22 protein-coding genes and 2 tRNA genes are annotated in these 22,857 nt (G+C 69.5%); 18 read left to right on the top strand and 6 right to left on the bottom strand.

Translation table 11 applies throughout. The features are described from left to right. The first annotated feature begins 37 nt into the window (after positions 1-37). Positions 38-367, top strand: a complete 330-nt coding sequence (gene fdxA / locus BM004_RS11120) for a ferredoxin FdxA (protein ID WP_093123335.1) — start codon at positions 38-40, stop codon at positions 365-367. After that, positions 325-1,413, top strand: a complete 1,089-nt coding sequence (locus BM004_RS11115) for an NAD(P)/FAD-dependent oxidoreductase (RefSeq protein ID WP_093213244.1) — start codon at positions 325-327, stop codon at positions 1,411-1,413. The genes fdxA and BM004_RS11115 overlap by 43 nt, the downstream gene beginning before the upstream one ends. Positions 1,414-1,420: 7 nt before the next feature. On the opposite strand, the gene BM004_RS11110 is transcribed toward BM004_RS11115, so the two are convergent. Then, the gene (locus BM004_RS11110; protein ID WP_093213242.1) at positions 1,421-2,722 is read right to left on the bottom strand and encodes an aspartate aminotransferase family protein; all 1,302 of its coding nucleotides are present in this window, start codon (positions 2,720-2,722) and stop codon (positions 1,421-1,423) included. Between the two features lie 112 nt (positions 2,723-2,834). On the opposite strand from BM004_RS11110, the gene BM004_RS11105 reads away from it, so the two are divergent. Continuing rightward, entirely contained in the window at positions 2,835-3,587 is a 753-nt protein-coding gene (locus BM004_RS11105) for a TetR/AcrR family transcriptional regulator (RefSeq protein WP_093213240.1), read from the top strand. On the opposite strand, the gene BM004_RS11100 is transcribed toward BM004_RS11105, so the two are convergent. Next, complete coding sequence (locus tag BM004_RS11100) at positions 3,574-4,524, bottom strand: LysR family transcriptional regulator (RefSeq protein ID WP_093213238.1); 951 nt, start codon at positions 4,522-4,524, stop codon at positions 3,574-3,576. The two genes, BM004_RS11105 and BM004_RS11100, sit on opposite strands and share 14 nt — an antisense overlap. Positions 4,525-4,608: 84 nt before the next feature. On the opposite strand from BM004_RS11100, the gene BM004_RS11095 reads away from it, so the two are divergent. Genes BM004_RS11095 through BM004_RS11085 form a run of 3 tightly spaced genes read left to right on the top strand, consistent with a single transcriptional unit; the run spans position 4,609 to position 7,831 of the window. Beyond that, positions 4,609-5,619: a Bug family tripartite tricarboxylate transporter substrate binding protein gene (locus BM004_RS11095; RefSeq protein ID WP_093122569.1), complete on the top strand. Its 1,011-nt coding sequence runs from the start codon at positions 4,609-4,611 to the stop codon at positions 5,617-5,619. Then, positions 5,616-6,872, top strand: a complete 1,257-nt coding sequence (locus BM004_RS11090; protein WP_093213236.1) for an aromatic ring-hydroxylating dioxygenase subunit alpha — start codon at positions 5,616-5,618, stop codon at positions 6,870-6,872. Before BM004_RS11095 ends, BM004_RS11090 begins: the two co-directional genes overlap by 4 nt. Beyond that, the gene (locus tag BM004_RS11085; protein ID WP_093213234.1) at positions 6,869-7,831 is read left to right on the top strand and encodes a PDR/VanB family oxidoreductase; all 963 of its coding nucleotides are present in this window, start codon (positions 6,869-6,871) and stop codon (positions 7,829-7,831) included. The genes BM004_RS11090 and BM004_RS11085 overlap by 4 nt, the downstream gene beginning before the upstream one ends. Here BM004_RS11085 and BM004_RS11080 read toward each other — a convergent pair. Continuing rightward, positions 7,805-9,700, bottom strand: coding sequence for an adenylate/guanylate cyclase domain-containing protein (locus BM004_RS11080; RefSeq protein WP_093213232.1), 1,896 nt, complete (start codon positions 9,698-9,700; stop codon positions 7,805-7,807). The two genes, BM004_RS11085 and BM004_RS11080, sit on opposite strands and share 27 nt — an antisense overlap. 357 nt (positions 9,701-10,057) lie before the next feature. Between BM004_RS11080 and BM004_RS11075 the strand changes: the two genes are divergently transcribed. Then, positions 10,058-11,404, top strand: coding sequence for a purine-cytosine permease family protein (locus tag BM004_RS11075; protein WP_093122578.1), 1,347 nt, complete (start codon positions 10,058-10,060; stop codon positions 11,402-11,404). Here BM004_RS11075 and thiD read toward each other — a convergent pair. Further along, positions 11,358-12,197, bottom strand: coding sequence for a bifunctional hydroxymethylpyrimidine kinase/phosphomethylpyrimidine kinase (gene thiD, locus BM004_RS11070; protein WP_093213230.1), 840 nt, complete (start codon positions 12,195-12,197; stop codon positions 11,358-11,360). The two genes, BM004_RS11075 and thiD, sit on opposite strands and share 47 nt — an antisense overlap. Before the next feature lie 50 nt (positions 12,198-12,247). Here thiD and BM004_RS11065 point away from each other — a divergent pair, with 50 nt between their 5' ends. From BM004_RS11065 to BM004_RS11030, 7 genes are all read left to right on the top strand, one after another. Then, the gene (locus BM004_RS11065; RefSeq protein ID WP_093213228.1) at positions 12,248-13,339 is read left to right on the top strand and encodes an FAD-dependent oxidoreductase; all 1,092 of its coding nucleotides are present in this window, start codon (positions 12,248-12,250) and stop codon (positions 13,337-13,339) included. Continuing rightward, complete coding sequence (gene thiS / locus BM004_RS11060; RefSeq protein WP_093122582.1) at positions 13,336-13,539, top strand: sulfur carrier protein ThiS; 204 nt, start codon at positions 13,336-13,338, stop codon at positions 13,537-13,539. Before BM004_RS11065 ends, thiS begins: the two co-directional genes overlap by 4 nt. Positions 13,540-13,557: 18 nt before the next feature. Then, positions 13,558-14,424, top strand: coding sequence for a thiazole synthase (locus BM004_RS11050; RefSeq protein ID WP_256219858.1), 867 nt, complete (start codon positions 13,558-13,560; stop codon positions 14,422-14,424). Continuing rightward, positions 14,421-15,359, top strand: a complete 939-nt coding sequence (locus tag BM004_RS11045; protein ID WP_093213226.1) for a thiamine phosphate synthase — start codon at positions 14,421-14,423, stop codon at positions 15,357-15,359. The genes BM004_RS11050 and BM004_RS11045 overlap by 4 nt, the downstream gene beginning before the upstream one ends. 5 nt (positions 15,360-15,364) lie before the next feature. Further along, on the top strand, positions 15,365-17,551 hold the full coding sequence (locus BM004_RS11040; RefSeq protein WP_093213224.1) for a TonB-dependent siderophore receptor: 2,187 nt from the start codon (positions 15,365-15,367) through the stop codon (positions 17,549-17,551). A gap of 72 nt (positions 17,552-17,623) precedes the next feature. Beyond that, positions 17,624-17,699: transfer RNA gene (locus tag BM004_RS11035), tRNA-Asn, on the top strand. A gap of 153 nt (positions 17,700-17,852) precedes the next feature. Continuing rightward, positions 17,853-17,928 (top strand) — tRNA-Asn (locus tag BM004_RS11030). Between the two features lie 89 nt (positions 17,929-18,017). Here BM004_RS11030 and BM004_RS11025 read toward each other — a convergent pair. Further along, positions 18,018-18,335: a YnfA family protein gene (locus BM004_RS11025; protein ID WP_093213222.1), complete on the bottom strand. Its 318-nt coding sequence runs from the start codon at positions 18,333-18,335 to the stop codon at positions 18,018-18,020. Positions 18,336-18,686: 351 nt separating this feature from the next. Between BM004_RS11025 and BM004_RS11020 the strand changes: the two genes are divergently transcribed. Continuing rightward, a complete protein-coding gene (locus BM004_RS11020; protein WP_093213220.1) occupies positions 18,687-19,085 on the top strand; it encodes a GreA/GreB family elongation factor in 399 nt (132 codons plus the stop codon). 472 nt (positions 19,086-19,557) lie between these two features. Beyond that, complete coding sequence (locus BM004_RS11015; protein WP_093122594.1) at positions 19,558-20,448, top strand: CsgG/HfaB family protein; 891 nt, start codon at positions 19,558-19,560, stop codon at positions 20,446-20,448. 35 nt (positions 20,449-20,483) lie between these two features. Here BM004_RS11015 and BM004_RS11010 read toward each other — a convergent pair whose 3' ends face one another. Next, positions 20,484-20,891, bottom strand: coding sequence for a GFA family protein (locus BM004_RS11010; protein WP_093213218.1), 408 nt, complete (start codon positions 20,889-20,891; stop codon positions 20,484-20,486). Between the two features lie 87 nt (positions 20,892-20,978). On the opposite strand from BM004_RS11010, the gene BM004_RS11005 reads away from it, so the two are divergent. After that, positions 20,979-21,980 (top strand): helix-turn-helix transcriptional regulator, encoded by a 1,002-nt coding sequence (locus BM004_RS11005; RefSeq protein WP_093213216.1) that lies wholly within the window; start codon positions 20,979-20,981, stop codon positions 21,978-21,980. 165 nt (positions 21,981-22,145) lie between these two features. Further along, entirely contained in the window at positions 22,146-22,856 is a 711-nt protein-coding gene (locus BM004_RS11000) for a response regulator transcription factor (RefSeq protein ID WP_093214053.1), read from the top strand. Position 22,857 lies beyond the last annotated feature (1 nt).

The following is a 22,857-nucleotide window of genomic DNA, read 5'->3' as shown; positions in this document are numbered from 1 at the left end:
AGGGTTTTTCCCGACCACTTCTGACGCAAAAAGACAAATGACCCACGTCGTCTCCGAAGCCTGCATCCGTTGCAAATACACCGACTGCGTGGACGTTTGCCCCGTCGACTGCTTCCGCGAAGGTCCCAACATGCTGGTGATCGACCCGGACGAATGCATCGATTGCGCCGTGTGCATTCCCGAATGCCCGGTCAACGCGATCTACGCAGAAGAAGACCTGCCGGCCAACCAGATCGCCTTCATCAAGATCAATGCCGAGCTGGCCCTGGCCGACGGCTGGAAAAGCATCACCAAGCGCAAGCCCGCGCTGCCTGATGCCGAAGAATGGAAAGACAAGACCGACAAGGTCGGGGAGCTGATTCGCTGAGCACCGCAACGGCGCCTGGGGCTCCTGTGGCCCCTGTCGAAACCGACGCCCTGATCGTCGGTGCCGGCCCCGTGGGGCTGTTCCAGGCCTTCCAGCTGGGCCTGCTCGAAATCTCCTGCCACATCGTCGAGGCACTGCCCGCCGCGGGCGGCCAGTGCGTGGCGCTGTACGGCGACAAGCCGATCTACGACATTCCCGGTACGCCCGTGACCAGCGGGCGCGACCTGGCGCAGTCGCTGCTGCAGCAGGTGGCGCCGTTCAAGCCGCAGTTCCACTTCGGCGAGCAGGTCGCCACGCTCGAGCGCCAGGCTGACGACCGGCTGCTGCTGACCACGTCGGCCGGCAAGGCCTTCCTGGCCAGGACCGTGTTCATCGCCGCCGGCGTCGGGGCCTTCGTGCCCAAGCGCATCGTGCTGGAAGGCATCGCGCGCTTCGAGGGCACCTCGCTCTTCTATCACCCCGAATCGCTGGACCGCTTCGCGGGACAGGCGGTGGTGGTCAACGGGGGCGACGACATCGCCCTGGAAACCGCCATCGCGCTCACGGCCGTCGCAAAGCGGGTCACGCTGGTGCACCGCCGCGACGGCTTCCAGGCCGCCGAAGCCACCGTCGCCGCCATGCGCGCGCTGGTGGCCGAAGGCAAGCTGGCCTTCCAGGTCGGCCAGCCCAGCGCCTTCGACGGCAAGCAACTGCAGATCGCCACGCCCGACGCGGCCACGGTCGAGTTGCCGCTGGACGCACTCGTCGCCTGCCTGGGCATCTCGCCGCGCCTCGGCCCGATCGCCGACTGGGGCCTGGCGCTGGAGCGCAAGCAGGTGCCGGTGGACACCGAAAAGTACGAAACGCGCGAACGCGGCGTGTTCGCGGTGGGCGACATCAACACCTACCCGGGCAAGAAGAAGCTCATCGTCTGCGGCTTCCACGAGGCCACGCTGGCCGCCTGGGGCGCCACGGCCATCGTGTTCCCGGGCAAGGCCGTGCACCTGCAGTACACGACCACCAGCACGCGGCTGCACGAGTTGCTGGGCGTGGCCGGCACGCGCTGACGCAGCGCTAACCGGCGCGGGGCAGCAACGCCTTGTGCTCGCCGATGAAGCCGCCGATGGCGGCGACGAAACGGTCGATGTCCGCGTCGGCCACCGGCAACGACAGCACCACGAAACCCCGCGGCGACGCGTAGATGCCCTGCGCCAGCAGTTGGAAGAACAGCAGCTGGCGCAGCCGCCCGTCGACGCCGGCCAGGTCTTCGCAGCGCACCACCTCGCCGTTCACGAAATGCGCGTTCATCAGCGAGCCCAGCCCGGTGAACTGCAGCCCGACGCCCTCCTTCACGCACAGCGCATTGAGCCGGTCGCGCATGGCCTCGCCGCGCGCCGCCAGCGCACCGGCCGCCTCGGGCGGGAACAGCCGGGTGAGGCCCGCGTAGCCGGCCGCCATCGTCATCACGTTGTTGTTGAAGGTGCCGGAGTGTGAGAGCGAACCGGTGCGCGGGTCGAACTGCGCCATCACGTCGGCACGCCCGCCGAAGGCGCCGAAGGACATGCCGCCGCCGATGTACTTGCCCAGCGTGGTGAGGTCCGCGCGGATGCCGAGCTGGTTCGCGAGCCCATGCGGCGCCAGCCTCGAAGTCATCACCTCGTCGAACACCAGCAAGGCGCCCACGCGCGTGGCCGATTCGCGCAGGGCCTGCAGGAAATCCGGCCGGCCCGGAATGCAGCCGCTCGCGCCCTGCATCGGCTCGACCAGCACCGCGGCAACATCGGCGCCGTGCTTTTCGATCTGCTCGCGCGCCAGCTGCGCGTCGTTGTACGGCAGCACCAGGAAATCGAACGGCACGGTCGTCGGCAGCGGCCTGGCGCCGAAGCCCAGCACGCCGCCGTGGTAGCCGCCCGAGAACACCACGATCTTGCGGCGGCCCGTGAAGTGCAGCGCCGCGGTGAGCGCCATCAGGTTGGCCTCGGTGCCGGAGTTGGTGAAGCGCAGCTGCTCGATCTGCGGAAATCGCTCGCAGATGAGCTTGGCAAGCCGGCCTTCGAGCAGGTTGTGGCCCGTGAGGTTGATGCCGCTGCGCATGGCCTCGATGACGGCGTCGCGGATCTCCGGCGCCGAATGGCCGTAGACGCCGGCCGTGTACTCGGCGATGAAGTCGGCGTAGCGGTGGCCGTCGGCGTCCCACAGCGCGGCGCCCTCGCCCCTGGCGATGGTCAGCGGGAACGGCGCATGGAACAGCACCGAGCGGCTGTTGGCGCCCGGCATGTAGCGCGCCTGCTCGTCGAACTGGCGGCGGCTGGCCGGGTTGGCGTCGGTGAAGCGCCGGTGTGCGTCGGCAAGGGCCTGGTCGATGGGGTCGCTCATGGGAATCGTCCTTTGCATGGTTGCGTGCCGAGCGTTGATCGCCACTTTTATTGATCAGTGCTCAATTAATATTGTTTATACCGCCAATTCAACTGCCGCACAATCGCAGCCAATGTCCCCGCCCACTCCCACCCCCACCCCGAAAAAAGCCCCGCCCAGGACCGCCGGCCGCCCCTCAGGCGGCACAGCGCTGACCAAGCAGCGCATCGCCGAAGTCGCGCTCGAGCAGATCGACGAGTTCGGCCTGGGCGCCTTCAGCATGCGCGAGGTGGCAGCGCGCCTGGGCGTGTACCCGGCCACGGTGCACTGGCACGTGAGCACGCGCGAGGCGCTGCTGGCCGAGGTGGCATCCGCTGTCATGGCCCAGGTGACGCCGCCGCCGGGCAAGCTGGCCTGGCAGCCGTGGATGGCCGAGCTGTTCCGCCGCTGCCGCGCCGCCGTGCGCCGCCACCCCAACATGGCCCAACTGCTGGGCGCGCAGCTGGTGTCCAACGGCAGCCTGCCGATCGAGCTGGTCGAAGGCGTGCTGGCCGCGCTGACCGAGGCCGGCTTCGAAGGCGAGCCGCTGCTGGAGGCCTACAACTGCACCATCGCGGCGATGCTGGGTTTTCTCACGATGGAGTTCTCGCCGCTGCCTGCCGACAACACGCAGGCCTGGGCCGAGGAGCTGCGCGAGCGCGTGCACACCATTCGCCCGCTCGACCACCCGGTGCTCACGCGCAACCTGCCGCTGCTGGCCAACAAGGCCTTCATCCTGCGATGGGACAACGGCACGGCGGTGCCGCTGGACAGCAGCTTCGAGCGCCACGTGCAGATGACCATCGACGGGCTCGAGGCCTTCGCGCGCAGGGTCAACCCGCGGTAGCCGCGCTTTCGCTGCGCCCGATGCGCCCGATGCGCAACAGCGCGTCCTTCAGCCACAGCACCCCCGCATCGGAATTCGAGCGCCGGTTCCAGCACACGACCGAGCGGTAGCCCTGCAGCTCGAACGGCAGCGGGTGCACCGCGAGCAGGTCGCGAAACCGGTCGGCCACGCGCAGCGGCATCACGGCCACGTGGTCGGTCTGCGCCAGCAGGTCGACGATCTGGCCGAAGCTGGTCATGGCAACGCTCATGTTGCGCGTGTGCCCCAGCCGCGCCAGCACCTGGTCGATGAGGTCGTCCAGCGCGGAGCTGCCATAGCCCAGGAACACATGCGGCGACGCGCAGAAGGCCTCGAGCGTGACGCCCGGCGTGGCGCCGTAGCCCATCGTCGGATGCCCGCGCCGCACCGCGACCACGTAGCGGTCTTCGTACAGCAGCGCCGATTCGCAGTCGCTCGGCGGCTGCAGGCGCGGCAGTACGGCAATGTCGAAGTCGCCCTTGCGCAGGCGCTCGGTCAGCGTGAGGAACGAACTGGTCTCCCAGTAGATGCGCACGCGCGAGCCGCACGCCACCAGCTCGTTGGCCAGCGTGGGCAGCAGCAGGTGGCTGGCGTAGTCGCCGCCCGAGATGCGAAAGATGCGCTGCGAGGCCGCCGGGTCGAAGCCCTCTCCCGGCTCCAGCATGGCCGACAGGTCGGCCAGCACGCGCTCCACCTGCCCGGCCAGCGCCTGCGCGCGCGCCGTGGGTTCCACGCCGTGCGCGGTGCGCGTGAACAGCGGGTCGCCGAAGGTGTCGCGCAGGCGGTTGAGCGAGGCACTCACCGCGGGCTGGCTCAGGAACAGCCGGGTTGCCGCGCGCGACACGCTGCGTTCGCGCATCAGCGCATCGAAGGTCCGCAGCATGCCGACGTCGAGGCTGCGGATATCACGTTGGGCCATATCTCATATCCAAAGCTTCGAATTGCCCGTGGGGCGGGCGGTCCGTATCGTCGAGCGCACAAGTACAACACGACTGGAGACACGATGAATCGGTTCAGACCCTCGCCGCACGGAGGCGCCACGCGCCGCCGCACGCTCGGCATTCTTGGCGCGGGCCTCGCGGCACTCGCTGCCGGCCCCGCCTTCGCGCAGGCCCCGCGCTTTCCCGGCCGCGTGGTGCGCATCGTTCCCTTCGGCTCGCCGGGCGGGCCGATGGACGTCATCGCGCGCATCTACGCCGAGAAGCTCAAGACGCGCTGGAACCAGCCCGTGATCGTCGAGGCCAAGCCCGGTGCGAGCGGCACCATTGCCGCCGACACGGTGGCCAAGGCCGCGCCCGACGGCTATACCGTGCTGCTCACGCTGCCGCTCACGCACATCAACAACGTGGTGCTGCAGCCCAGGCTGCCCTACGACCCGGTGAAGGACTTCGAGCCGCTGTCGCAGCTGGCCACCGGCGGCCCGATGCTGATCGCGCGCGCCTCGGCGCCGTTCTCGAACGTGCGCGAGTTCGTGGCCTACGCCAAGGCGCACCCGGGCGTGTCTTACGGCACCTGGGGCAACGGCTCCAACGCGCACCTGTTCGGCGAGCTGCTGGCGCGCCAGACCGGCATCGACCTGGTGCACGTGCCCTACAAGGCCGAGGCGGCGGCACACAACGACATGTTCGGCGAGGCGCTGGGCGTGGCCTGGGCCAACCCGGCCACGGCGCGTGCGCTGGCGCAGTCGGGCCGCATCAAGGTGCTGGGCATCACCGGGCGGCAGCGCGTGCGCTCGATGCCCAACGTGCCGACCTTCACCGAGCAGGGCTTCGCGGGCTTCGACCTCGACAGCTGGATCGGCGTGTACGCGCCCGCGAAGACACCGCAGCCGGTGCTCGACGAATGGTCGGCCGCGCTGCGCGAGATCACGAAGATGCCCGACGTCCAGGAGCGGCTGGCCGGCTTCGGCTTCGAGCCCCTGGGCAGCACGCCCGCCGAATTCCGGGCCAATTACAAGGCCGACTTTCCCCGTGTCGCGGACCTGATCAAGGCCGCAGGAGTCACCCCCGAATGAGCGCCGTCGCACCTCCCTCCTCCTCCTCCTCCACGGCCACGGCTACCGCGACGACCAGTGGCGATTGGCAGCCCATCGCGTTCGACACCGGCACCGCCTACGGCCGCAAGCCGCCGAGCCACAAGCCCGAGCTGACCGAGGTCGGCGCCGGCACGCCCATGGGCGAGCTGCTGCGCCGCTACTGGCACCCGATCGGCCTGGCCGCCGATGCCGGCGACACGCCGCGCCAGGTGCGCGTGCTCGGCGAAGACCTGATCCTGTTCCGCGACAGGAAGGGCCGCGCGGGCCTGGTGCACTGGCGCTGCGCGCACCGTGGCGCCTCGCTGTACTACGGCCGCGTGGAAGAAGAAGGCATCCGCTGCTGCTACCACGGCTGGATGTTCGACGTGCAGGGCCATTGCGTCGACCAGCCCTGCGAGCCCGACGGCGGCGAGCGCGGCCGCGCCCGCGTGCGCCAGCCCTGGTATCCGGTGCAGGAGCAGTACGGCCTGGTCTGGGCCTACCTCGGCCCGGCCGAGAAGAAGCCCGTGCTGCCGCGCTACGACTGCCTGGAAACGATGGACGAAGGCGAGACGCTGGAGGCCGACGGCAACAGCATCGGCGGCGGCGGCCCGCAGGTCATTCCGTGCAACTGGCTGCAGCACTACGAGAACGTGGCCGACCCGTTCCACGTGCCCGTGCTGCACGGCAGCTTCAGCGGCACGCAGTTCGTGGCGCTGATGGGCCAGATGCCCGACGTGAGCTTCGAGAGCACCGAGACCGGCGTGACGATCACCTCCATCCGCAAGCTGGAAGACGGCGCCACCTTCCGCCGCGTGGCCGGCCCGGTGCTGCCCACGCTGCGCGTGGTGCCGAACCCGCGCGTGGCGGCCTACGGGCGGGTGGAGTCCATCGGCTGGGTGCTGCCCATGGACGACCACAGCTTTCGCATCTACACCGTGGGCCGCGTGAAGACGCCCGGCGACCTGGCGCGCGTGCGCTCGCGGCTGAACGGCAAGCTGTGGGAGGAACTGAGCGAGGCCGAGCACCGCGCCTTTCCGGGCGACTACGAGGCGCAGGTGAGCCAGGGCGCGATCACGGCGCATTCCGAGGAGCACCTGGCCTCGTCGGACCGCGGCATCGTCATGCTGCGCCGGCTGCTGCAGCGCCAGCTCGACGCGGTGCGCGAAGGCGGCGACCCGGCCGGCGTGAGCTTCGACCCCGCCGCACCGCCCGTGCATTTCGAGGCCGGCAACTTCCTCGTGCGCGAATGAGCGCTGTGCTCGCGGTCCGGGTGGCGCGCAAGACGGTGGAGGCCGAGGGCGTGGCGGGTTTCCGCCTGGTCGCGGCCGACGGCGCGCGGCTGCCGCCCTTCGCGCCCGGCGCGCACATCGACGTGGCATTGCCCGGAGGCCTGGTGCGCCAGTATTCGCTGTGCAACCTGCCGTCGCAGGACGAGCACTACGAGATCGGCGTGCTGCGCGACACGGCCTCGCGCGGCGGCTCGCTCGCCATGCACGACGCGGTGCACGAAGGCGCGGTGCTGAACATCAGCCCGCCGCGCAACCACTTTCCGCTCGACGAAGGCGCCACGCACAGCCTGCTGCTGGCCGGTGGCATCGGCGTGACGCCCTTGCTGTCGATGGCGCAGCGGCTGGCCGCGCTGGGTGCGGATTTTTCGCTGCACTGCTGCAGCCGCACCGCCTCGCGTGCGCCCTACCGGCGCCGGCTGCAAGGCAGCGCGTTCGCCGCCAAGGTGTTCTTCCACCACGACGACGGCCCGCCGGCGCAGCGGCTGGACCTGGCGGCGACGCTCGGCCAGCCCGCGCCGGGCAAGCACCTGTACGTGTGCGGTCCGCAGGGCTTCCTGGAGGCCGTGCGTGCCACCGCGCGCGACCTGCAGTGGGCGGAAGCGCAGGTGCATTTCGAGTACTTCGCGGGCGCCGCGATACCGGCGGCGGAGCCAGGCGACTTCGAGGTCGAGCTGCGCAGCTCGGGCCGCGTGGTGCGCGTGCCCGCATCGCTCAGCGTGGTGGATGCGCTGGCGGCCGAAGGCGTCGCGATTCCCGTGTCGTGCGCGCAGGGCGTGTGCGGCACCTGCCTCACGCGCGTGCTCCATGGCGACATCGACCACCGCGACCTCTACCTCACGCCCGCGGAGCAGGCCGTCAACGACCAGTTCCTGCCCTGCTGTTCGCGGGCCCGCTCAGCCCGGCTGGTGCTCGATCTGTAGCAGCTCGTAGAGCACCATGCGCGTCTGCCGGCCGCGCAGCTCGGCCATCTCCTCGATGCGCCGCGCGGCCAGCCGGCCACCGAGCCCCGCGAAGGTGATTTCGGAGATCAGCGTGCGCGTGCCCAGCTCCTTGTTCGCTCCTTCGATGCGGCTCGCCACGTTGATGACGTCGCCCACGGCGGTGTAGGACAGCCGGTCGCTCGAGCCCAGCACGCCCGCGATCACGTGGCCGGTGTGGATGCCGATGCGCGTGCGGAACTCGCGCAGGCCTTCGGCGTGCCACTTGGCGTTGAGCTCGGCCATCTCGGCATGCAGCTCGAGCGCGGCCAGGCAGGCGTGGTACTCCGCGTCTTCCAGGTCGGCCGGCGCGCCCCACAGCACCATGATCCCGTCGCCCATGAACTTGTCGACCACGCCGCCATGCCGCGCGAAGATGCGCGCCGCGAGGTTGAAGTACTCCGTGAGCTGCCTGACCAGCACGTCGGCCTCCAGCGATTCCGAGATGGAGGTGAAGCCTTCCACGTCGGTGAACATGGCGGTGATGCGCCGCGGCGAGCCGCCCGGCGCCAGCGCCTGCCCTTCGGCCACGAGCTGCTTCACGATGTCCACCGGCACGAACTTGCTGAACGCCTTCAGGCTGCGCGCCGACTCTTCCAGCGCCTGGTTGAGGTGCTGGATCTCCAGCACCCGGCTCGACGCGAGCGGCAGGTTGTCGAGCTCGAGCCGGCCGATGCGGCGCGCCACGCGCGACAGGTTCTCGATGGGTTGGGTCACCAGCTTGGACAGCCGCAGCGAGATGTACAGCGCCACGCCCAGGAAGCCGAACGTGAGCAGCAGCGCCCAGATCACCGTGCGCTGCAGGTCGCCGAGCAGCAGGTCTTCGGGCTCCCAGCTGACCAGTTGCCAGCGCGTGGACGGCAGGTGCGAGGTCTGCACCAGGTAGCGCCGGCCGTCGTGCGTGACGGCGAAGGCCATGTCCTCGGTCTCGCCCGCGGTGCCCGCGGCCAGCATGTGCGCGTGCACCGTGCCGAGCACGCCGCTGTCGGGCGACTCCAGCACGCGCACCGGGTCGGGGTGGTCGCTGCGCGCGAGCACGTGGTGGTCGGCGCTCAGCAAGGCGCTGTCGCCGTGGCCGAGCTCGCCGAAGATGCGCACCAGCTTCGACAGGTGACTCAGCGACACGTTGGCGGCCACCACCATGTGCTGCGTGCGGCCCTCGTCGTCGAGCCGGCCGGCGGGCTCCGAAAGGCTGATGGCGAGTTCCTGCGACGCCGCCGACAGAAAAGGCGCGGTCCAGACCGGGCGCCGGGCCTTCACGGCGTCGGTGAACCAGCTGCGGTGCGTCGGGTCGTAGTCGCTGCGAAAGGCGCTGATGCCGTGCGTGGCAAAGCGCTGCTTCGCGTCGCCGCCTTCGGCGTCGGGCGAGCGCTTGTACTGCCAGGTCTCGGTGCTGAATTCGGCGCTGCGCTGCACCTGGCGGATGGCCGGCGACGGGTAGCGCAGCGCCGCGGCCAGGTGGCCGTCGCCGGTGGCCACGTTGAGGCTGTCGAGCTCGGGGTTCTGCTCGAGCAGCGTCCAGAGCATCTCGGCGGTCTGTTCGCCGTCTTCGCCCGCGGCATGCAGGCTGGGCGAATCGCCTATGGCGCGAACCACCGCCGCCGTCCGGGCGAGGAAGGCCAGCGCGTTGTCCTCGACGCGGTCGTGGTTGATCTTGTGCGCGGCCGTGCCCACCTCGGACACCAGCCGCTCGACCGCCCAATAGCCCAGCCCGACCAACAGCAGCGACTGCACCAGCGCCACGGCGCAGATGATGGTGCCGACGTCGACCCTGAAGCGCCGCATGCGCATGCTTGCGAAATCGTCCGCCATACGGTTCATCCTCACGCGTGCGTGCACGCGCGCCCTCGTTCTTTCTGGTTTTTCTCCCTCGGGCGATTCTGAACCGCCACCGCGCAATGGCACGCCCGGCGTTGCGGCTTCCCGACACCGGATAGACTCCGCCCTGCGCCGTGGTCCGCCATGGCGCATTTGCTAGGGGTGCTGGGCGGCTTGCCGCCCGGCTGAGAAAGTCCCTTTGAACCTGATTGCGCCTGCCATTCATCTGGCGGGCCCGAGGTAATCCTCGCGCAGGGAAGCTGGTCCGGTGGTCTCTCACGTTCTCTCGCGTGACGGCCGCGCCGCTCGGGCCCCGCCCACCTGCCAAACCTTTTGCACTGGAGCAAACGGATGGCACACGACGACAACGACACCGCCCCCGGCGCCAACGAGGCGCTGACCCCGCTGCACGCATCCAAGCGCGTGTTCGGCTGGCACGACCATGCCTCGCTCTGGTTCAGCCTGGGCGTGGGCCTGCTGGTGATGCAGATCGGCGCCTATCTGGTGCCGGCCGTGGGCACGCGCGACGCGGCGCTGGCGATCCTGCTGGGCTCGTGCCTGGGCGCCGGCCTGCTGGCATGGACCGCCCGGCTGGGCTGCGAAAGCGGCCTGGCCAGCGCCGGCCTGATGCACGCCACCTACGGCAGCGCCTTCGCGCGGCTGCCGGTGCTGCTCAACATCGTGCAGCTGGTGGGCTGGACCACCTTCGAACTGGTCGTGATGCGCGAAGGCACGCAGGCCATCGGCCAGTCGGCGTTCGGCCCCTCGCTGGGCACCGCCTGGGGCGGCGTGCTGACCACGCTGCTGTGGGGCGCGGTGCTGCTGGCGCTGCTCGCGGGCTCGATGGTCAGGCTGGTGCGCCGCTTCGTGAGCCGCTTCGGGCTGCCGCTGGTGGTGCTGTCGCTGCTGTGGCTCAGCTGGCAGTTCGCCACGCAGCTGCAGGCCAAGGGGCTGGACGCCTTCTGGGCGCGCCCGGGAGACGGTTCGATGGGCATGTTCGGCGCGCTCGACCTGGTGATCGCCATGCCGGTCTCGTGGCTGCCGCTGGTGGCCGACTATGCGCGGCACGGCAAGCGCAGCGCGGGCGGGCTGGGCAGTGCCTTCAGCGGCACCTGGATCGGCTACGCGCTGGCCAACATCTGGTGCTATGCGCTGGGCGTGATGGTGGTGAGCGTGGCCGAACCCGGCACCGGGCTGGTCACCGCGCTGCTGCTGGCGCAAGGCGGCCTGGTGGCGCTGGGCCTGATCCTGATCGACGAGCTCGACAACGCCTATGGCGACGTGTATTCAGGCGCCGTGTCCACGCACAGCCTGCTGCCGCGCTGGAGCGTGAAACGCTGGGGCCTGCTGCTGGCCGCACTGTGCATCGCGCTGGCGCTGGTGCTGCCGATGCACACGCTGGAGCCCTTCCTGCTGATGCTGAGCTCGGTGTTCGTGCCGCTGTACGGCGTGATCATCGGGCGGCTGGGCAGCGGCCGGGCGGTGTCGCTGGCCGGTGCGCGCAAGGTCGACGTGGCCGCGGCGCTGATCTGGATCGCGGGCATCGCGGCCTACCACGCGCTGGCCAGGTGGGCGCCGCAGTTCGGCTCGGCCCTGCCGACGCTGGCGGCGACCTTCGTGCTCGCCTGGCTCAGCCGCCCCAAGCCGACCGCTACAACGGCAGGCGGCGCGTCGGCACTGGCGCAAAGCCGTGGTTGAGGGGGCCATGACCCGCGCCGACCTTCACGTCCGCCCCGGCCGCCATGGCGCCGAGGATGTAGGCACGCGCCTGCTCGACCGCCTCGGGCAGCGCCGCGCCCAGCGCCAGGTGCGCGGCAATGGCGGACGACAGCGTGCAGCCGGTGCCGTGCAGGTTGCGGCTGGCAATGCGCCGCGAAGCCAGGCGTTTTCTTTCGCCACCGGATTGCAGCAGCACATCGACCACCTCGTCGCCGGGCAGGTGGCCACCCTTCAGCAGCACACCCTTCGCGCCGAGCGCGAGCAGCTCGTCGGCCGCGCCGTCGAGCGCGTCGATGCCGCCGATGGCATGGCCGATCAGCAAGGCGGCCTCGTCCAGGTTGGGCGTGACCACCAGCGCGCGCGGGAACAGTTCGCGCACCAGCACCTGCACCGTGTCGGCGGCAATGAGCCGGTCGCCGCTGGTGGCGACCATCACGGGGTCGAGCACCACGTTCTTCAGCTGGTAGCGGTCGATGGCCCAGGCCACCACCTCGACCACCTCGGGCGCGTGCAGCATGCCGAGCTTGACGGCGTCGACGCCGATGTCTTCCACCACGGCCTGGATCTGCGCCTTGAGGAACCCGGCCGGCACGCCGTGGATGCCCGACACGCCGAGCGTGTTCTGCGCGGTGAGCGCGGTGATGGCCGTCATGCCGTAGCAGCCGAGCGCCGCGAAGGTCTTGAGGTCGGCCTGGATGCCGGCGCCGCCGCCACTGTCGGAACCGGCGATGGAAAGCACGCGTGCGTAGCGCTGGGTGGGTCCTTGGGTCATGCGGAAAATTATCGGCGACGCGAAGGAGCCTGGCGATGAGCCGCTCTTCGATGAACCTCCCTTTCGAATCGGCCGCGATCCTCGGTGCGGGCCTCATGGGCCGGCTGCTGGCGGTGACGCTGGCGCGGCGGGGCTGCACGGTCGATCTCTTCGAAGCAGGAAGCCCCGACGCCGAGGGTGCCGCTGCGCGCGTGGCCGCGGCCATGCTGGCGCCGCTGGCCGAGTCGGCGGTGGCGCCGGTGTCGGTCGTGCGCATGGGCCAGCATGCGCTGTCGCGCTGGCCCGAGCTGCTCGCGCCGCTGGCGCAGCCGGTGTTCTTCCAGCGCGAAGGCACGCTGGTGCTGTGGCACCGGCAGGACGCCGCCGAGGCCACGCGGCTGGCGCGCGTGCTTGCGAACACCGGCGCGCAGGTGCCCGAACTCGCGCCGATGCAGACGCTCGACGCGCGGGCCATCGCCACGCTGGAGCCGTCGCTGGGCCAACGCTTCGCACAAGGGCTGTTCCTGCCGGGCGAAGGCCAGCTCGACAACCGCGCGCTGTTGGCCTCGCTGCGCGCAACGCTCGAGAACGACCCGCGCGTGACGCTGCACTGGCAATCGCCGCGCGCCCCCGCCGACTTTTCGCCCGGCACGGCCGGCCAGCCCGACTGGGTCATCGACTGCCGCGGCCTCGGCGCCAAGCCCCAGTGGAGCGCGCTGCGCGGCGTGCGCGGCGAGGTGATCCGCGTGCATGCGCCCGAAGTGAGCCTGCAGCGCCCCACCCGTCTGGTGCACCCGCGCTACCCGCTCTACATCGCGCCCAAGCCCGGCAACCTGTTCGTGATCGGCGCAACCGAGATCGAGTCGGACGACATGTCGCCCGCCAGCGTGCGCTCCACGCTCGAACTGCTGAGCGCGGCCTACGCCGTGCACAGCGGCTTTGCCGAAGCGCGCATCGTGGAGATCGCGACGCAGTGCCGCCCCACGCTGCCCGACAACCTGCCCGCCATCCGCCGGCCGCAGCCGCGCGTGCTGCAGGTCAACGGCCTGTACCGCCACGGTTTCATGATCGCGCCGGCCATGCTCGACGTGGCGATGGAGCTGCTCACGCATGGCCGCTCCGACCTCGCGCAGGCCTTCGGCATGCAGGCACCCGACACATGACGATGAACATCCTGATCAACGACAAGCCCTTCGCGCTGGCCGACGGTGCCACGCTGACCGACGCGCTGGCCGCACTGGCCGCCACGCCGCCTTTCGCGGTGGCGGTGAACCGCGAGTTCGTGCCGCGCTCGGCCTATGCCGCGCGCGCGCTGCAGCCCGGCGACCGCATCGAAGTGATCCGCCCCGTGACGGGCGGCTGAATGATGGAGACAGACAACATGACCGCCACACCCACTGCAGCCACTGCAGCCACCGCAGCCACCGCAGCCGCCGCACCCACCGCAGCCGACCCGCTGGTTCTCTACGGCGAGACCTTCCAGAGCCGCCTGCTGCTCGGCACCGCGCGCTACCCCTCGCCCGACCTGCTCGAGGCCGCGGTGAAACGCGCCAGGCCCGCCATGCTCACCGCCTCGCTGCGCCGCCAGACCGCCAGCCAGGGCTCGGGCAACAGCGACCTCGGCAATGGCTTCTGGGAGCTGCTGCGCAAGCTGGCCGTGCCGGTGCTGCCCAACACCGCCGGCTGCCACAGCGTGCAGGAAGTGATCGCCACCGCGCAGATGGCGCGCGAGCTGTTCGACACGCCGTGGATCAAGCTCGAGCTGATCGGCGACGACTACACGCTGCAGCCCGACACGCTGAACCTGGTCGATGCGGCAACGCAGCTGATCCGCGACGGCTTCAAGGTGCTGCCCTACTGCACCGAAGACCTCGTGCTGTGCCAGCGGCTGGTCGACGTCGGCTGCCAGGCGGTGATGCCATGGGCCGCGCCCATCGGCACCGGCCGCGGCCCGGTCAACCCGTATGCGCTGCAGGTGCTGCGCGATCGGCTCAAGGTGCCGATGCTGGTCGATGCGGGGCTGGGCCTGCCCTCGCATGCCTGCCAGGTGATGGAGTGGGGCTACGACGGCGTGCTGCTCAACACCGCCGTGGCGCTCGCGCAAGACCCCGTCGCCATGGCCGGCGCCTTTGCCGACGCCGTGCAGGCCGGCCGCACCGCGCACCGCGCCGGCGCCATGGCCGCGCAAGACGCCGCGCACCCCAGCACGCCCGTGCTCGGCACGCCCTTCTGGCACCACGCGCCATGAGCACCGCACTCGAAGCAGGCGCCGTTGCGCAAGCCATCGTCGCGGCGCACGGGTTGCGCTTTGGCGCCATTGCTTCAGCGCCCGTGAGCGCGCCGAATTTCTCGTCGGACGACCCCGTGTACCGCGGCGCCAAGCGGGCCTGCTCCGCGCTCGGCTTCATCGAGATCGATGCCGAATGCCTGGCGCTCGCGTGGCGCGCGCAGACGCAGCGGCTGAGCAGCTTCGACGCCGCGCTGTGGCCCGATGCACCCGAAGATTTCGGCATGCGGGCGTTTCCGCCAACCGCGCGCGGCGATGCGTTTCCGCCCTGCCCCGAGCGGCTCGGCCTCTATGCCGTGCTGCCCGACGCGCAATGGGTCGGCCGCATGGCGCGCGCCGGCGTGCCGACGGTGCAGTTGCGCTTCAAGTCCGAAGACGCCGCGGCCGTCGAGCGCGAAGTGCAGGCGGCCGTCGACACGGTGCAAGGCACCGGCGCCCTGCTGTTCATCAACGACCACTGGCAGGTCGCCATTGCGGCGGGGGCTTACGGCATCCACCTCGGCCAGGAAGACCTGGACGCGCTCTCGCCCGAATCGCTCGCGCGGTTGCGCGCCTCCGGCCTGCGCCTGGGCGTGAGCACGCACGGCTATGCGGAGATGGTGCGCGCCGACAGGGTGAGCCCGAGCTACATCGCGATGGGCGCGGTCTACCCGACCACGCTCAAGAAGATGGCGACCGCACCGCAGGGCGTGGCCCGGCTTGGCGCCTATGCACGGCTGCTGCGCGGCTACCCGCAGGTGGGCATCGGCGGCATCGACACCGTGCGGCTGCCCGAGGTGCTGGCCACCGGCGTCGGCTCGGTCGCCGTGGTGCGCGCACTGGTCGCCGCCGAAGACCCCGAACTCACGGCCGCGCAATGGATGGCGGCCATGCAGGCCGCTGCGGCCAGCCTTTGAACAGAATGAAGCAACACACTCTCTCGCCCCTTTCCCCTTTGTCGTGTGCCATTGCCGCGGCGCTGCTTGCTGCCGCGTGGGGCGCGCAGGCGCAACCAGCCCAACAGGCGCAACAGGCGCAACAGGCACAACCGGCCCAGCCAGCCCAGTCGGCCGCGCTGCGTGAAGTCACCGTCACCGACGCGGTCGCCGCGCCGCAGGCCGACGTGAGCGGCTTCGGCGACGTGCCGCTGCGCGAGCTGCCGCTTTCCGCCACGATCGTCGACAGCCAGCAACTGCGCGCGAGCGGCGCGCGCCGGTTGGCCGACCTCACGCAGTTCGACGCCTCGGTCACCGACGCCTACAACTCGGCCGGCTACTGGGACTACCTGACGGTGCGCGGCTTCGTGCTAGACAACCGCTTCAACTACCGCCGCGAAGGCCTGCCGATCAGCGCCGAGACCTCGATCCCGCTGGACAACAAGGAGCGCGTGGAGATCCTGCGCGGCACCAGCGGCATCCAGGCCGGCACCAGTGCGCCGGGCGGACTGGTCAACTACGTCGTGAAGCGGCCGACCGAGCAGGACCTGCGCACCGTGCGCATCGAGACCACGAGCCGCGGCAGCGTGCTCGGCGCGCTCGACCTTGGCGGGCGCTTCGGCGAGAACCGCGAGTTCGGCTACCGGCTCAACGTGGCGAGCGAGAACCTGAAGCCGCTCACGCACAACCTCGACGGCAACCGCAACCTGTTCTCGCTGGCGGCCGACTGGCGCATCACGCGCGATTCGGTGCTGGAATTCGAGATCGAGCAAAGCCGCAAGACGCAGCCCAGCCAGAACGGCTACAGCCTGCTGGGCAGCGTGCTGCCCCGGCCGGTGGACCCGCGCATCAACCTCAACAACCAGCCGTGGTCGCAGCCGTCGGTGTTCAATGCGCTGACGGGCACCGTGCGCTTCAGCCAGGCGCTGAACGCCGACTGGCGCTGGTCCGCGCAGATCGGCCAGCAGCGCCTGAAGAGCGACGACCGGCTGGCCTATGCCTTCGGCTGCAGTGCCGAGGGCAACTACGACCGCTACTGCTCCGACGGCACCTTCGACGTCTACGACTTCCGCAGCGAGAACGAGCGCCGCACGCAGACCGCGGGCAGCCTCAATCTCAAGGGCAACGTGATGACGGGCAGCGTGAAGCACGAGCTGGGCTTCGGGTTGCTGCAAAGCCGTGTGCGCAACCGCTTCGACAACCAGGCCTACAACTTCGCGGGCATCGGCAACATCTGGGGCACGGCCATCGTGCCGCCGAGCCCCGATGCGACCACGCCGCAGACCAACCGCGACGAGCGCTCGACCGAGCTGTCGGTGCAGGACGCGATCCGCTGGACCGAGCGCTTCAGCACCTGGGTGGGCGTGCGCCACACGCGGCTCGATCGCCGCAGCATCGGCAACGACGGCTCGGAACCGACGGGCTACAAGCAAGGCGTGACCACGCCATGGCTGGCGGCCAGCTATGCCCTCCAGCCGGGGCTGCTGGGGTATGCGAGCTGGGGCCAGGGTGTGGAGTCGCAGGTCGTGCCGAACCGCGCGACGTACGGCAATGCCGGGCAGGCGCTGCCCGCGCTGCGTTCGCGCCAGTGGGAGCTGGGCGTCAAGGGCGGCAACGACGGCTTCAACTGGCAGGTGGCGTACTTCGACATCTCGCGGCCGGTCACCAACATCGACCAGTGCAGCGGGTTCTGCGACGTGCGTAACGACGGCCGCGCGGTGCATCGCGGCCTGGAGGGCGGCGCGCAATGGAACCAGGGGCCATGGCGCCTGGGCGGCAGCGTGACGCTGATCGACGCGAAGCGCCGCGACAGCACGGCGAACCCGGCGCTCAACGGCCAGTCGCCCACCAACGTGCCCAAGCAGGTGCTGCGCGCGCAGGCCGCGTACCGCGTGCCGGCAGTGCCGGGACTCGAGGTGGCGGGACAGCTGTCGTACGAAGGCCGGCGCAACGTGCTGCCCGACGGCTCGGTCACCTTGCCCTCGTGGACGCGCGTGGATGCGGTGCTGCGCTACGACACCAGGATGCGCGGCGTGACCACGACTTGGACGCTCGCGGTCGACAACCTGTTCGATCGCCGCTACTGGAAGGAGTCGCCTTACCAGTTCAGCCATGTCTATCTGTTCCCCGGCGCGCCGCGCACGTTGCGGCTCGGGCTGACCGTGGCGCTCTGATCACGGTTGTGTCTTCGAAATCTGTGCGCGCTTGAGAACGAGCAAAAAAGCACGCTATAATCTAAGGCTTGTTCCTCGATAGCTCAGTTGGTAGAGCGCCGGACTGTTAATCCGTAGGTCCCTGGTTCGAGCCCAGGTCGAGGAGCCACAAAAAGCCGCAAGGCCACTGGATGCTCCGCTACTCACAAGGTAGCGGGGCATTTTCATTTGTGCAGCGGCATCGACGGTGTTGCACACCGTTCAAAAAAATGAAGCGTCGATCCAAAATCGGCAAATCAATTGCATATAATTTAAGGCTTGTTCCTCGATAGCTCAGTTGGTAGAGCGCCGGACTGTTAATCCGTAGGTCCCTGGTTCGAGCCCAGGTCGAGGAGCCAAAACAAACCACTCCGGTGGTTCCTGAATGCCTCGCTACTCACAAGGTAGCGAGGCATTTCCTTTTGCGGCGCAGCTTGCGCGAAGCGCCCTATCGCGGCTGGAACGCGATGAGCCCCATGCCGACGAAGCACACGGCCACGCCGGCCAGGTCCCACGCCGTGGGCTTGATGCCGTCGACCGCCCAGAGCCACGCGATCGCCACGCCGATGTACACGCCGCCATACGCCGCGTACACCCGCCCCGCCGCCGTCTCGTGCAATGTCAGCAACCACGCGAACACCGCGAGGCTGATCGCAGCCGGCAACAGCAGCCATGCCGAGCGCTCCTGCTTGAGCCACAGATAAGGCAGATAGCAGCCGACGATTTCCGCGAGCGCCGTCGCAACATAGAGAAGAAAGGTCCGCATGTCTTTGATTGTGCGTGGCCGCATGCCGCTTATCGGCAAGGCACATGAGGCCTTTGCTTGATGCCCTCGGCTCACACACCTAAACTCGCGCGAATGTCCCCGTGGTCCACCTCCCGCAAACACCCTGCCGCATGCGCAGCCCTGCCCAAGGCAGCGGCTGGCCGTCGCGCGGGTGCAGCCGTTGCGGCGACCGCGGCGGTCTTGCGACGCACCTCCGCACTTTCCTGAGCCCGGCGGTCCGCTACCCTTCTTCTTGATGCGCGAACCATTGACCGCCGGGCACCCGCCGCGCGGCAGCGACGCCGTTCGTTCCTTCATTCAGAACGGCGACGCATTCAACTGGAGTGCTTCATGCTTGCAACCATTCACGGGGAGCGCACGCTCACCGAACTCGACTTCGTCCGTCTCGGCAAACTGACGGGCCAGCAACCTCCCGCGCTCGCCGAGCTGCTCGACCTGGCCGACGTGCTGCCCTCGCGCGACATGCCCGCGGACATCGTCACGATGAACTCGCAGGTGGAGGTCGAGGACCCGTCCACGCAGCAGCGCCAGAAGATCACCTTGTGCTACCCCGGCGACTCGCAGCCGGGCGCGGGCTTCGTCTCGGTGCTGTCGCCGGTGGGCATCGGCCTGCTGGGCGTGAAGACGGGCACGCTCGCGCGCTGGGACATGCCCAATGGCACCGAGGGCGCGGCGCGCGTGCTGGCGGTGCTCTACCAGCCGGAGGCCAGCGGCGACTACGCAACCTGAAGGCACACGCCGCGGCCTCGTCGAAGGCCGACATGTAACCGTGGCGACGCCGCAGCAGCCTCGCGTTTCCCTCGAGAAACAGCGCCGGGCGCCCGCCGCCGTTACGCCAATGTTAAAAAAAGTTTCCTGAGTAATAATGCCCCCGCTCCATGCGTCGTCCCCTCGAACAGCACGCCTGTTCGACGTTGCGGCCGGAGCAATCGAGGACCCGGGTTGCCCCCACCCACACGTCCCCGATTTCGGACTCCGGTCGCGCTGCTTCCCCATGCGGTGCAAGGCGAGCGACCGGGCCGTGCGCACAGGCACATGACTTTCGGCACTGGTGTGCCGATTTCTCGGGTCGTATCGTCGCGCGGTCGCCGGCGGCGCGTCGAATCGGGAGGTCGTACAGGCCATGGCAATTCCATCTTCGGTTTTGACAAGTGACGTCCCGCCACGGGCGCCGCATTCTTCTCACTTGACAGATCAGGACATGGCTTTTTCCAAACTTTCTCTCGCAAGCGCACTCGCCGGCCTTCTGGCCCTTTCGGGCTGCCAGACCATGGACATGCAGATGGGCAGCCAGTCGGCCAAGACCGTGGCCACCGGCAGCGCCGCAGGCGGCGCCACCTCCGGCGAAAGCAGCCAGCTCGAGCGCTGCGAATCGCCGCTGGGCACGGTCTCGCTGATCGAGAACCAGAGCGCAGGCTGGTACACGGTGCTCACCGGCGAATACAAGCTGCCGCCCACGGCCAACCTGCTGCGCCTGCTGGTGCAGCAATCGAACTGCTTCGTGGTGGTCGAGCGCGGCGCGGCCGGCATGAACGCCATGACGCGCGAACGCGCGCTGATGCAGTCGGGCGAAATGCGCGGCGGCAGCAACTTCGGCCGCGGCCAGATGGTGGCCTCCGACTACGGCCTGTCGCCCGAGATCGTGTTCAGCAACAGCGACGCCGGCGGCCTCGGTGGCGCGCTGGGCGGCCTGGTGGGTGGCGGCCGCGGCCGTGCCATCGCACAGCTCGGCGCCAGCATGCAGACCAAGGAAGCCAGCGCCCTGCTGACCCTCATCGACAACCGCTCGGGCGTGCAGGTGGCTGCCGCCGAAGGCAGCGCTTCCAAGACCGACTTCGCGGGCTTTGCCGGCCTGGGCGGCCTTTCCGGCGCGGGCGGCATCGGCGGCTACACGCGCACGCCGCAAGGCAAGGTGATTGCGGCCGCCTTCATGGACGCCTTCAACCAGATGGTCCGCTCGCTGCGCAACTACAAGGCGCAGACGGTGCGCGGCCAGGGCCTCGGCGGCGGTGGCCGCCTGGGCGTGGACGGCGGCGCTGCGCCGTCGCAAACCTCGGCACCTGCCGCTTCCACGAACCGCCGCCGCAAGTAAGCGGTGCGCACGATCGCCGGTCGGCGCCGCTTCGCTCAGAGGTAGCGCGTCTCGGCCGGCGGCTCGAACCAGTTGTCGTGACGCCCGTCCATGTAGCGGACGGGCGCCGTCGACAGCTCCTCGGTCGTCACGTCGTCCAGGCAGCTCAGGTTCACGCTGACATACGCCCCGCCGATCTGCGGCACGTTGCCGCGCCCGAACGGCCGCATGCCGCAGTGCCTGCAGAACAGGTGCTCGGTGCTGTGCGTGTTGAACTGGTACAGCGACAGGTCTTCCTCCCCCGACAGCAGCGTGAACGCCTCCGGCTTCACGATGGCACCCCATGCGCGCGCCTTGGTGCAGATGGAGCAATTGCATTTGCCCGTGCCCTGCGCAAGGTCGATCAGGGCCTGAAAGCGAACCTTGCCGCAGTGGCAGCTGCCGTTGTATGTCTTCGTCGTCATGGGTCTTCGTCCGGTGGTTGAAATGACGTCCAAGGCTACGACCCATTGCGGACAGTTTCTGTCCTCGATGGCAGGCATGATGCGCCCATGCTGTCCGCCACCGCCCGCCTGATCCGGCTGCTCTCGCTGTTCCAGGCGCAACGCTTCTGGAGCGGCACGGAGCTTGCCGCCCGCCTCGAGATCACCGAACGCACGCTGCGCCGCGACGTCGACCGGCTGCGCAGCCTCGGCTACACCGTCGACTCCACCTCGGGCGTGGCCGGCGGCTACCGGCTGGGCGCGGGCACGGCGCTGCCGCCGTTGCTGCTGGAAGACGAAGAGGCCATTGCCGTCGCGCTCAGCCTGGGCAACCCCGCCAACGCCGCCGGCGACATCGAGACCGCTTCGATGCGCGCGCTGGCCAAGCTCGAGCAGCTGATGCCGCCGCGCCTGCGCCGCCGGCTCGACAGCGTGCGCGCGTCGGTGGTGCCGGTCATGCGCGGCAAGTCGCCGGTGCGGCTGAAGGCCGTGTCCTTTCTGGCCGACGCCTGCACCGAGCGGCTCGTGCTGCGTTTCGGCTACCGCGACCACCACGACGCCACCACCGAGCGCACGGTCGAGCCGCACCGCGTGGTGCAGACCGGGCAGCGCTGGTACCTGCTCGCATGGGACATGGCGCGCGAAGACTGGCGCACCTTCCGCCTCGACCGCATCGACGGCGCCGAGCCCACGGGCGCACGCTTCACGCCGCGCCGCTTGCCGCACGGCGACGTGGCCTCGTACATGGAACATGCGCTGCAGGTCTCGCCGTACCTGCACCATGCGCAGGTCGTGGTGCACGCGACGCCCGAGACGCTGGAGGCTTACCTCGGCTGGGTGAGCGGCGTGCCGGAGGCCCTCGGCAATGGTGCGACGCGCATCGCAACCGGCGCCAATTCGCTCGATGCACTGGCCGTTTGGCTGGGTTGCCTGCCGTACGACTTCGAGCTCGAATCACCGAACGAGCTGGCAGATCACCTCGCACTGGTCGCGGCCCGGCTCGGCAAGGCAACACGCCGGGCGCCGACCCTGCCATCACGCCGTTCAAAGTCGAGCCACCGAAAGCCGTAAGCCGCCTCCCCCGTATATAGGATGGGCAGCGCAAGGACCGCCCCCTACCCTGCGAGGCGTCTTTCCCTGCATCTCGCCCCGCAACCGCCCGAGGAATCCCGTCGCCATGCGCCCTGCCTTCATGTCCTGCATGCCCGCATGCAGCCCTTCAGAAACCGCGCGCACATGACCGTGGAGACACAGGTTGCCCTCGTCGAAGACGACACCGGCATGCGCGAGCGCATCGCGCGGGTCGTCGACGCCGACCCCTCGCTGAGCCTGGCCTACAGCGCCTCGAACGCCGCCGACATCCTCGGCTGGCTGGCCGACAACCCGGTCGACGTGCTGCTGGTCGACCTCGGCCTGCCCGACCGCCCCGGCCTGCAGGTGATCAGCCAGTGCCGCAACATGCAGCCGGCCTGCGCGGTGATGGTGCTGTCGATCTTCGGCGACGAGGCCAACATGGTCCAGGCCTTCGAAGCCGGCGCCAGTGGCTACCTGCTGAAGGACGGCACCGAGGCCGACCTGGCCACCCACATCCGCCACCTGCGCGCGGGCGGCTCGCCGATGTCGCCGGTGATCGCGCGCAAGCTGCTGCGCCGCTGGCAGGCGCATTCGGGCGCCGCGCCGGCACAGCCTGCTGCGGCGACGGCAGCGGCGGCGGTCGTCACCGCCGTCAAGCCCAGCAGCGCGGCGGCGCCCGAGCGGCTCTCGCCGCGCGAGTTCGAGGTGCTCGACCTTGTCTCTCGTGGTTTCACCTATGTGGAAGTCGGGGTGCAGATGGGAGTCTCTGCGTCCACCGTTCAAACCCATATCCGCAATATCTACGGCAAGCTGGATGTGCACAACAAATCGGAAGCCGTGTTCGAAGCACGCAACCTCGGCTGGCTTCCCTAGG

The sequence above is a fragment of the Variovorax sp. OK212 genome (assembly GCF_900112425.1).
In the GTDB taxonomy this organism is placed as follows: domain Bacteria; phylum Pseudomonadota; class Gammaproteobacteria; order Burkholderiales; family Burkholderiaceae_C; genus Variovorax.
The sequence above is the reverse complement of the archived record's forward strand: the minus strand, read 5'-3'. Positions and strand labels throughout refer to the sequence as shown.

What these genes read in the sequence shown, in the direction of transcription:
- BM004_RS11080 (WP_093213232.1), bottom strand. Translation starts at nt 9,700, where the DNA reads ATGGCGGACGATTTCGCAAGCATGCGCATGCGGCGCTTCAGGGTCGAC.
- BM004_RS11095 (WP_093122569.1), top strand. Translation starts at nt 4,609, where the DNA reads ATGAATCGGTTCAGACCCTCGCCGCACGGAGGCGCCACGCGCCGCCGC.
- thiS (WP_093122582.1), top strand. Translation starts at nt 13,336, where the DNA reads ATGACGATGAACATCCTGATCAACGACAAGCCCTTCGCGCTGGCCGAC.
- BM004_RS11025 (WP_093213222.1), bottom strand. Translation starts at nt 18,335, where the DNA reads ATGCGGACCTTTCTTCTCTATGTTGCGACGGCGCTCGCGGAAATCGTC.
- BM004_RS11045 (WP_093213226.1), top strand. Translation starts at nt 14,421, where the DNA reads ATGAGCACCGCACTCGAAGCAGGCGCCGTTGCGCAAGCCATCGTCGCG.
- BM004_RS11000 (WP_093214053.1), top strand. Translation starts at nt 22,146, where the DNA reads ATGACCGTGGAGACACAGGTTGCCCTCGTCGAAGACGACACCGGCATG.
- BM004_RS11010 (WP_093213218.1), bottom strand. Translation starts at nt 20,891, where the DNA reads ATGACGACGAAGACATACAACGGCAGCTGCCACTGCGGCAAGGTTCGC.
- BM004_RS11015 (WP_093122594.1), top strand. Translation starts at nt 19,558, where the DNA reads ATGGCTTTTTCCAAACTTTCTCTCGCAAGCGCACTCGCCGGCCTTCTG.
- BM004_RS11065 (WP_093213228.1), top strand. Translation starts at nt 12,248, where the DNA reads ATGAACCTCCCTTTCGAATCGGCCGCGATCCTCGGTGCGGGCCTCATG.
- BM004_RS11085 (WP_093213234.1), top strand. Translation starts at nt 6,869, where the DNA reads ATGAGCGCTGTGCTCGCGGTCCGGGTGGCGCGCAAGACGGTGGAGGCC.
- BM004_RS11090 (WP_093213236.1), top strand. Translation starts at nt 5,616, where the DNA reads ATGAGCGCCGTCGCACCTCCCTCCTCCTCCTCCTCCACGGCCACGGCT.
- thiD (WP_093213230.1), bottom strand. Translation starts at nt 12,197, where the DNA reads ATGACCCAAGGACCCACCCAGCGCTACGCACGCGTGCTTTCCATCGCC.
- fdxA (WP_093123335.1), top strand. Translation starts at nt 38, where the DNA reads ATGACCCACGTCGTCTCCGAAGCCTGCATCCGTTGCAAATACACCGAC.
- BM004_RS11040 (WP_093213224.1), top strand. Translation starts at nt 15,365, where the DNA reads ATGAAGCAACACACTCTCTCGCCCCTTTCCCCTTTGTCGTGTGCCATT.
- BM004_RS11105 (WP_093213240.1), top strand. Translation starts at nt 2,835, where the DNA reads ATGTCCCCGCCCACTCCCACCCCCACCCCGAAAAAAGCCCCGCCCAGG.
- BM004_RS11020 (WP_093213220.1), top strand. Translation starts at nt 18,687, where the DNA reads ATGCTTGCAACCATTCACGGGGAGCGCACGCTCACCGAACTCGACTTC.
- BM004_RS11050 (WP_256219858.1), top strand. Translation starts at nt 13,558, where the DNA reads ATGACCGCCACACCCACTGCAGCCACTGCAGCCACCGCAGCCACCGCA.
- BM004_RS11075 (WP_093122578.1), top strand. Translation starts at nt 10,058, where the DNA reads ATGGCACACGACGACAACGACACCGCCCCCGGCGCCAACGAGGCGCTG.
- BM004_RS11110 (WP_093213242.1), bottom strand. Translation starts at nt 2,722, where the DNA reads ATGAGCGACCCCATCGACCAGGCCCTTGCCGACGCACACCGGCGCTTC.
- BM004_RS11100 (WP_093213238.1), bottom strand. Translation starts at nt 4,524, where the DNA reads ATGGCCCAACGTGATATCCGCAGCCTCGACGTCGGCATGCTGCGGACC.
- BM004_RS11115 (WP_093213244.1), top strand. Translation starts at nt 325, where the DNA reads ATGGAAAGACAAGACCGACAAGGTCGGGGAGCTGATTCGCTGAGCACC.
- BM004_RS11005 (WP_093213216.1), top strand. Translation starts at nt 20,979, where the DNA reads ATGCTGTCCGCCACCGCCCGCCTGATCCGGCTGCTCTCGCTGTTCCAG.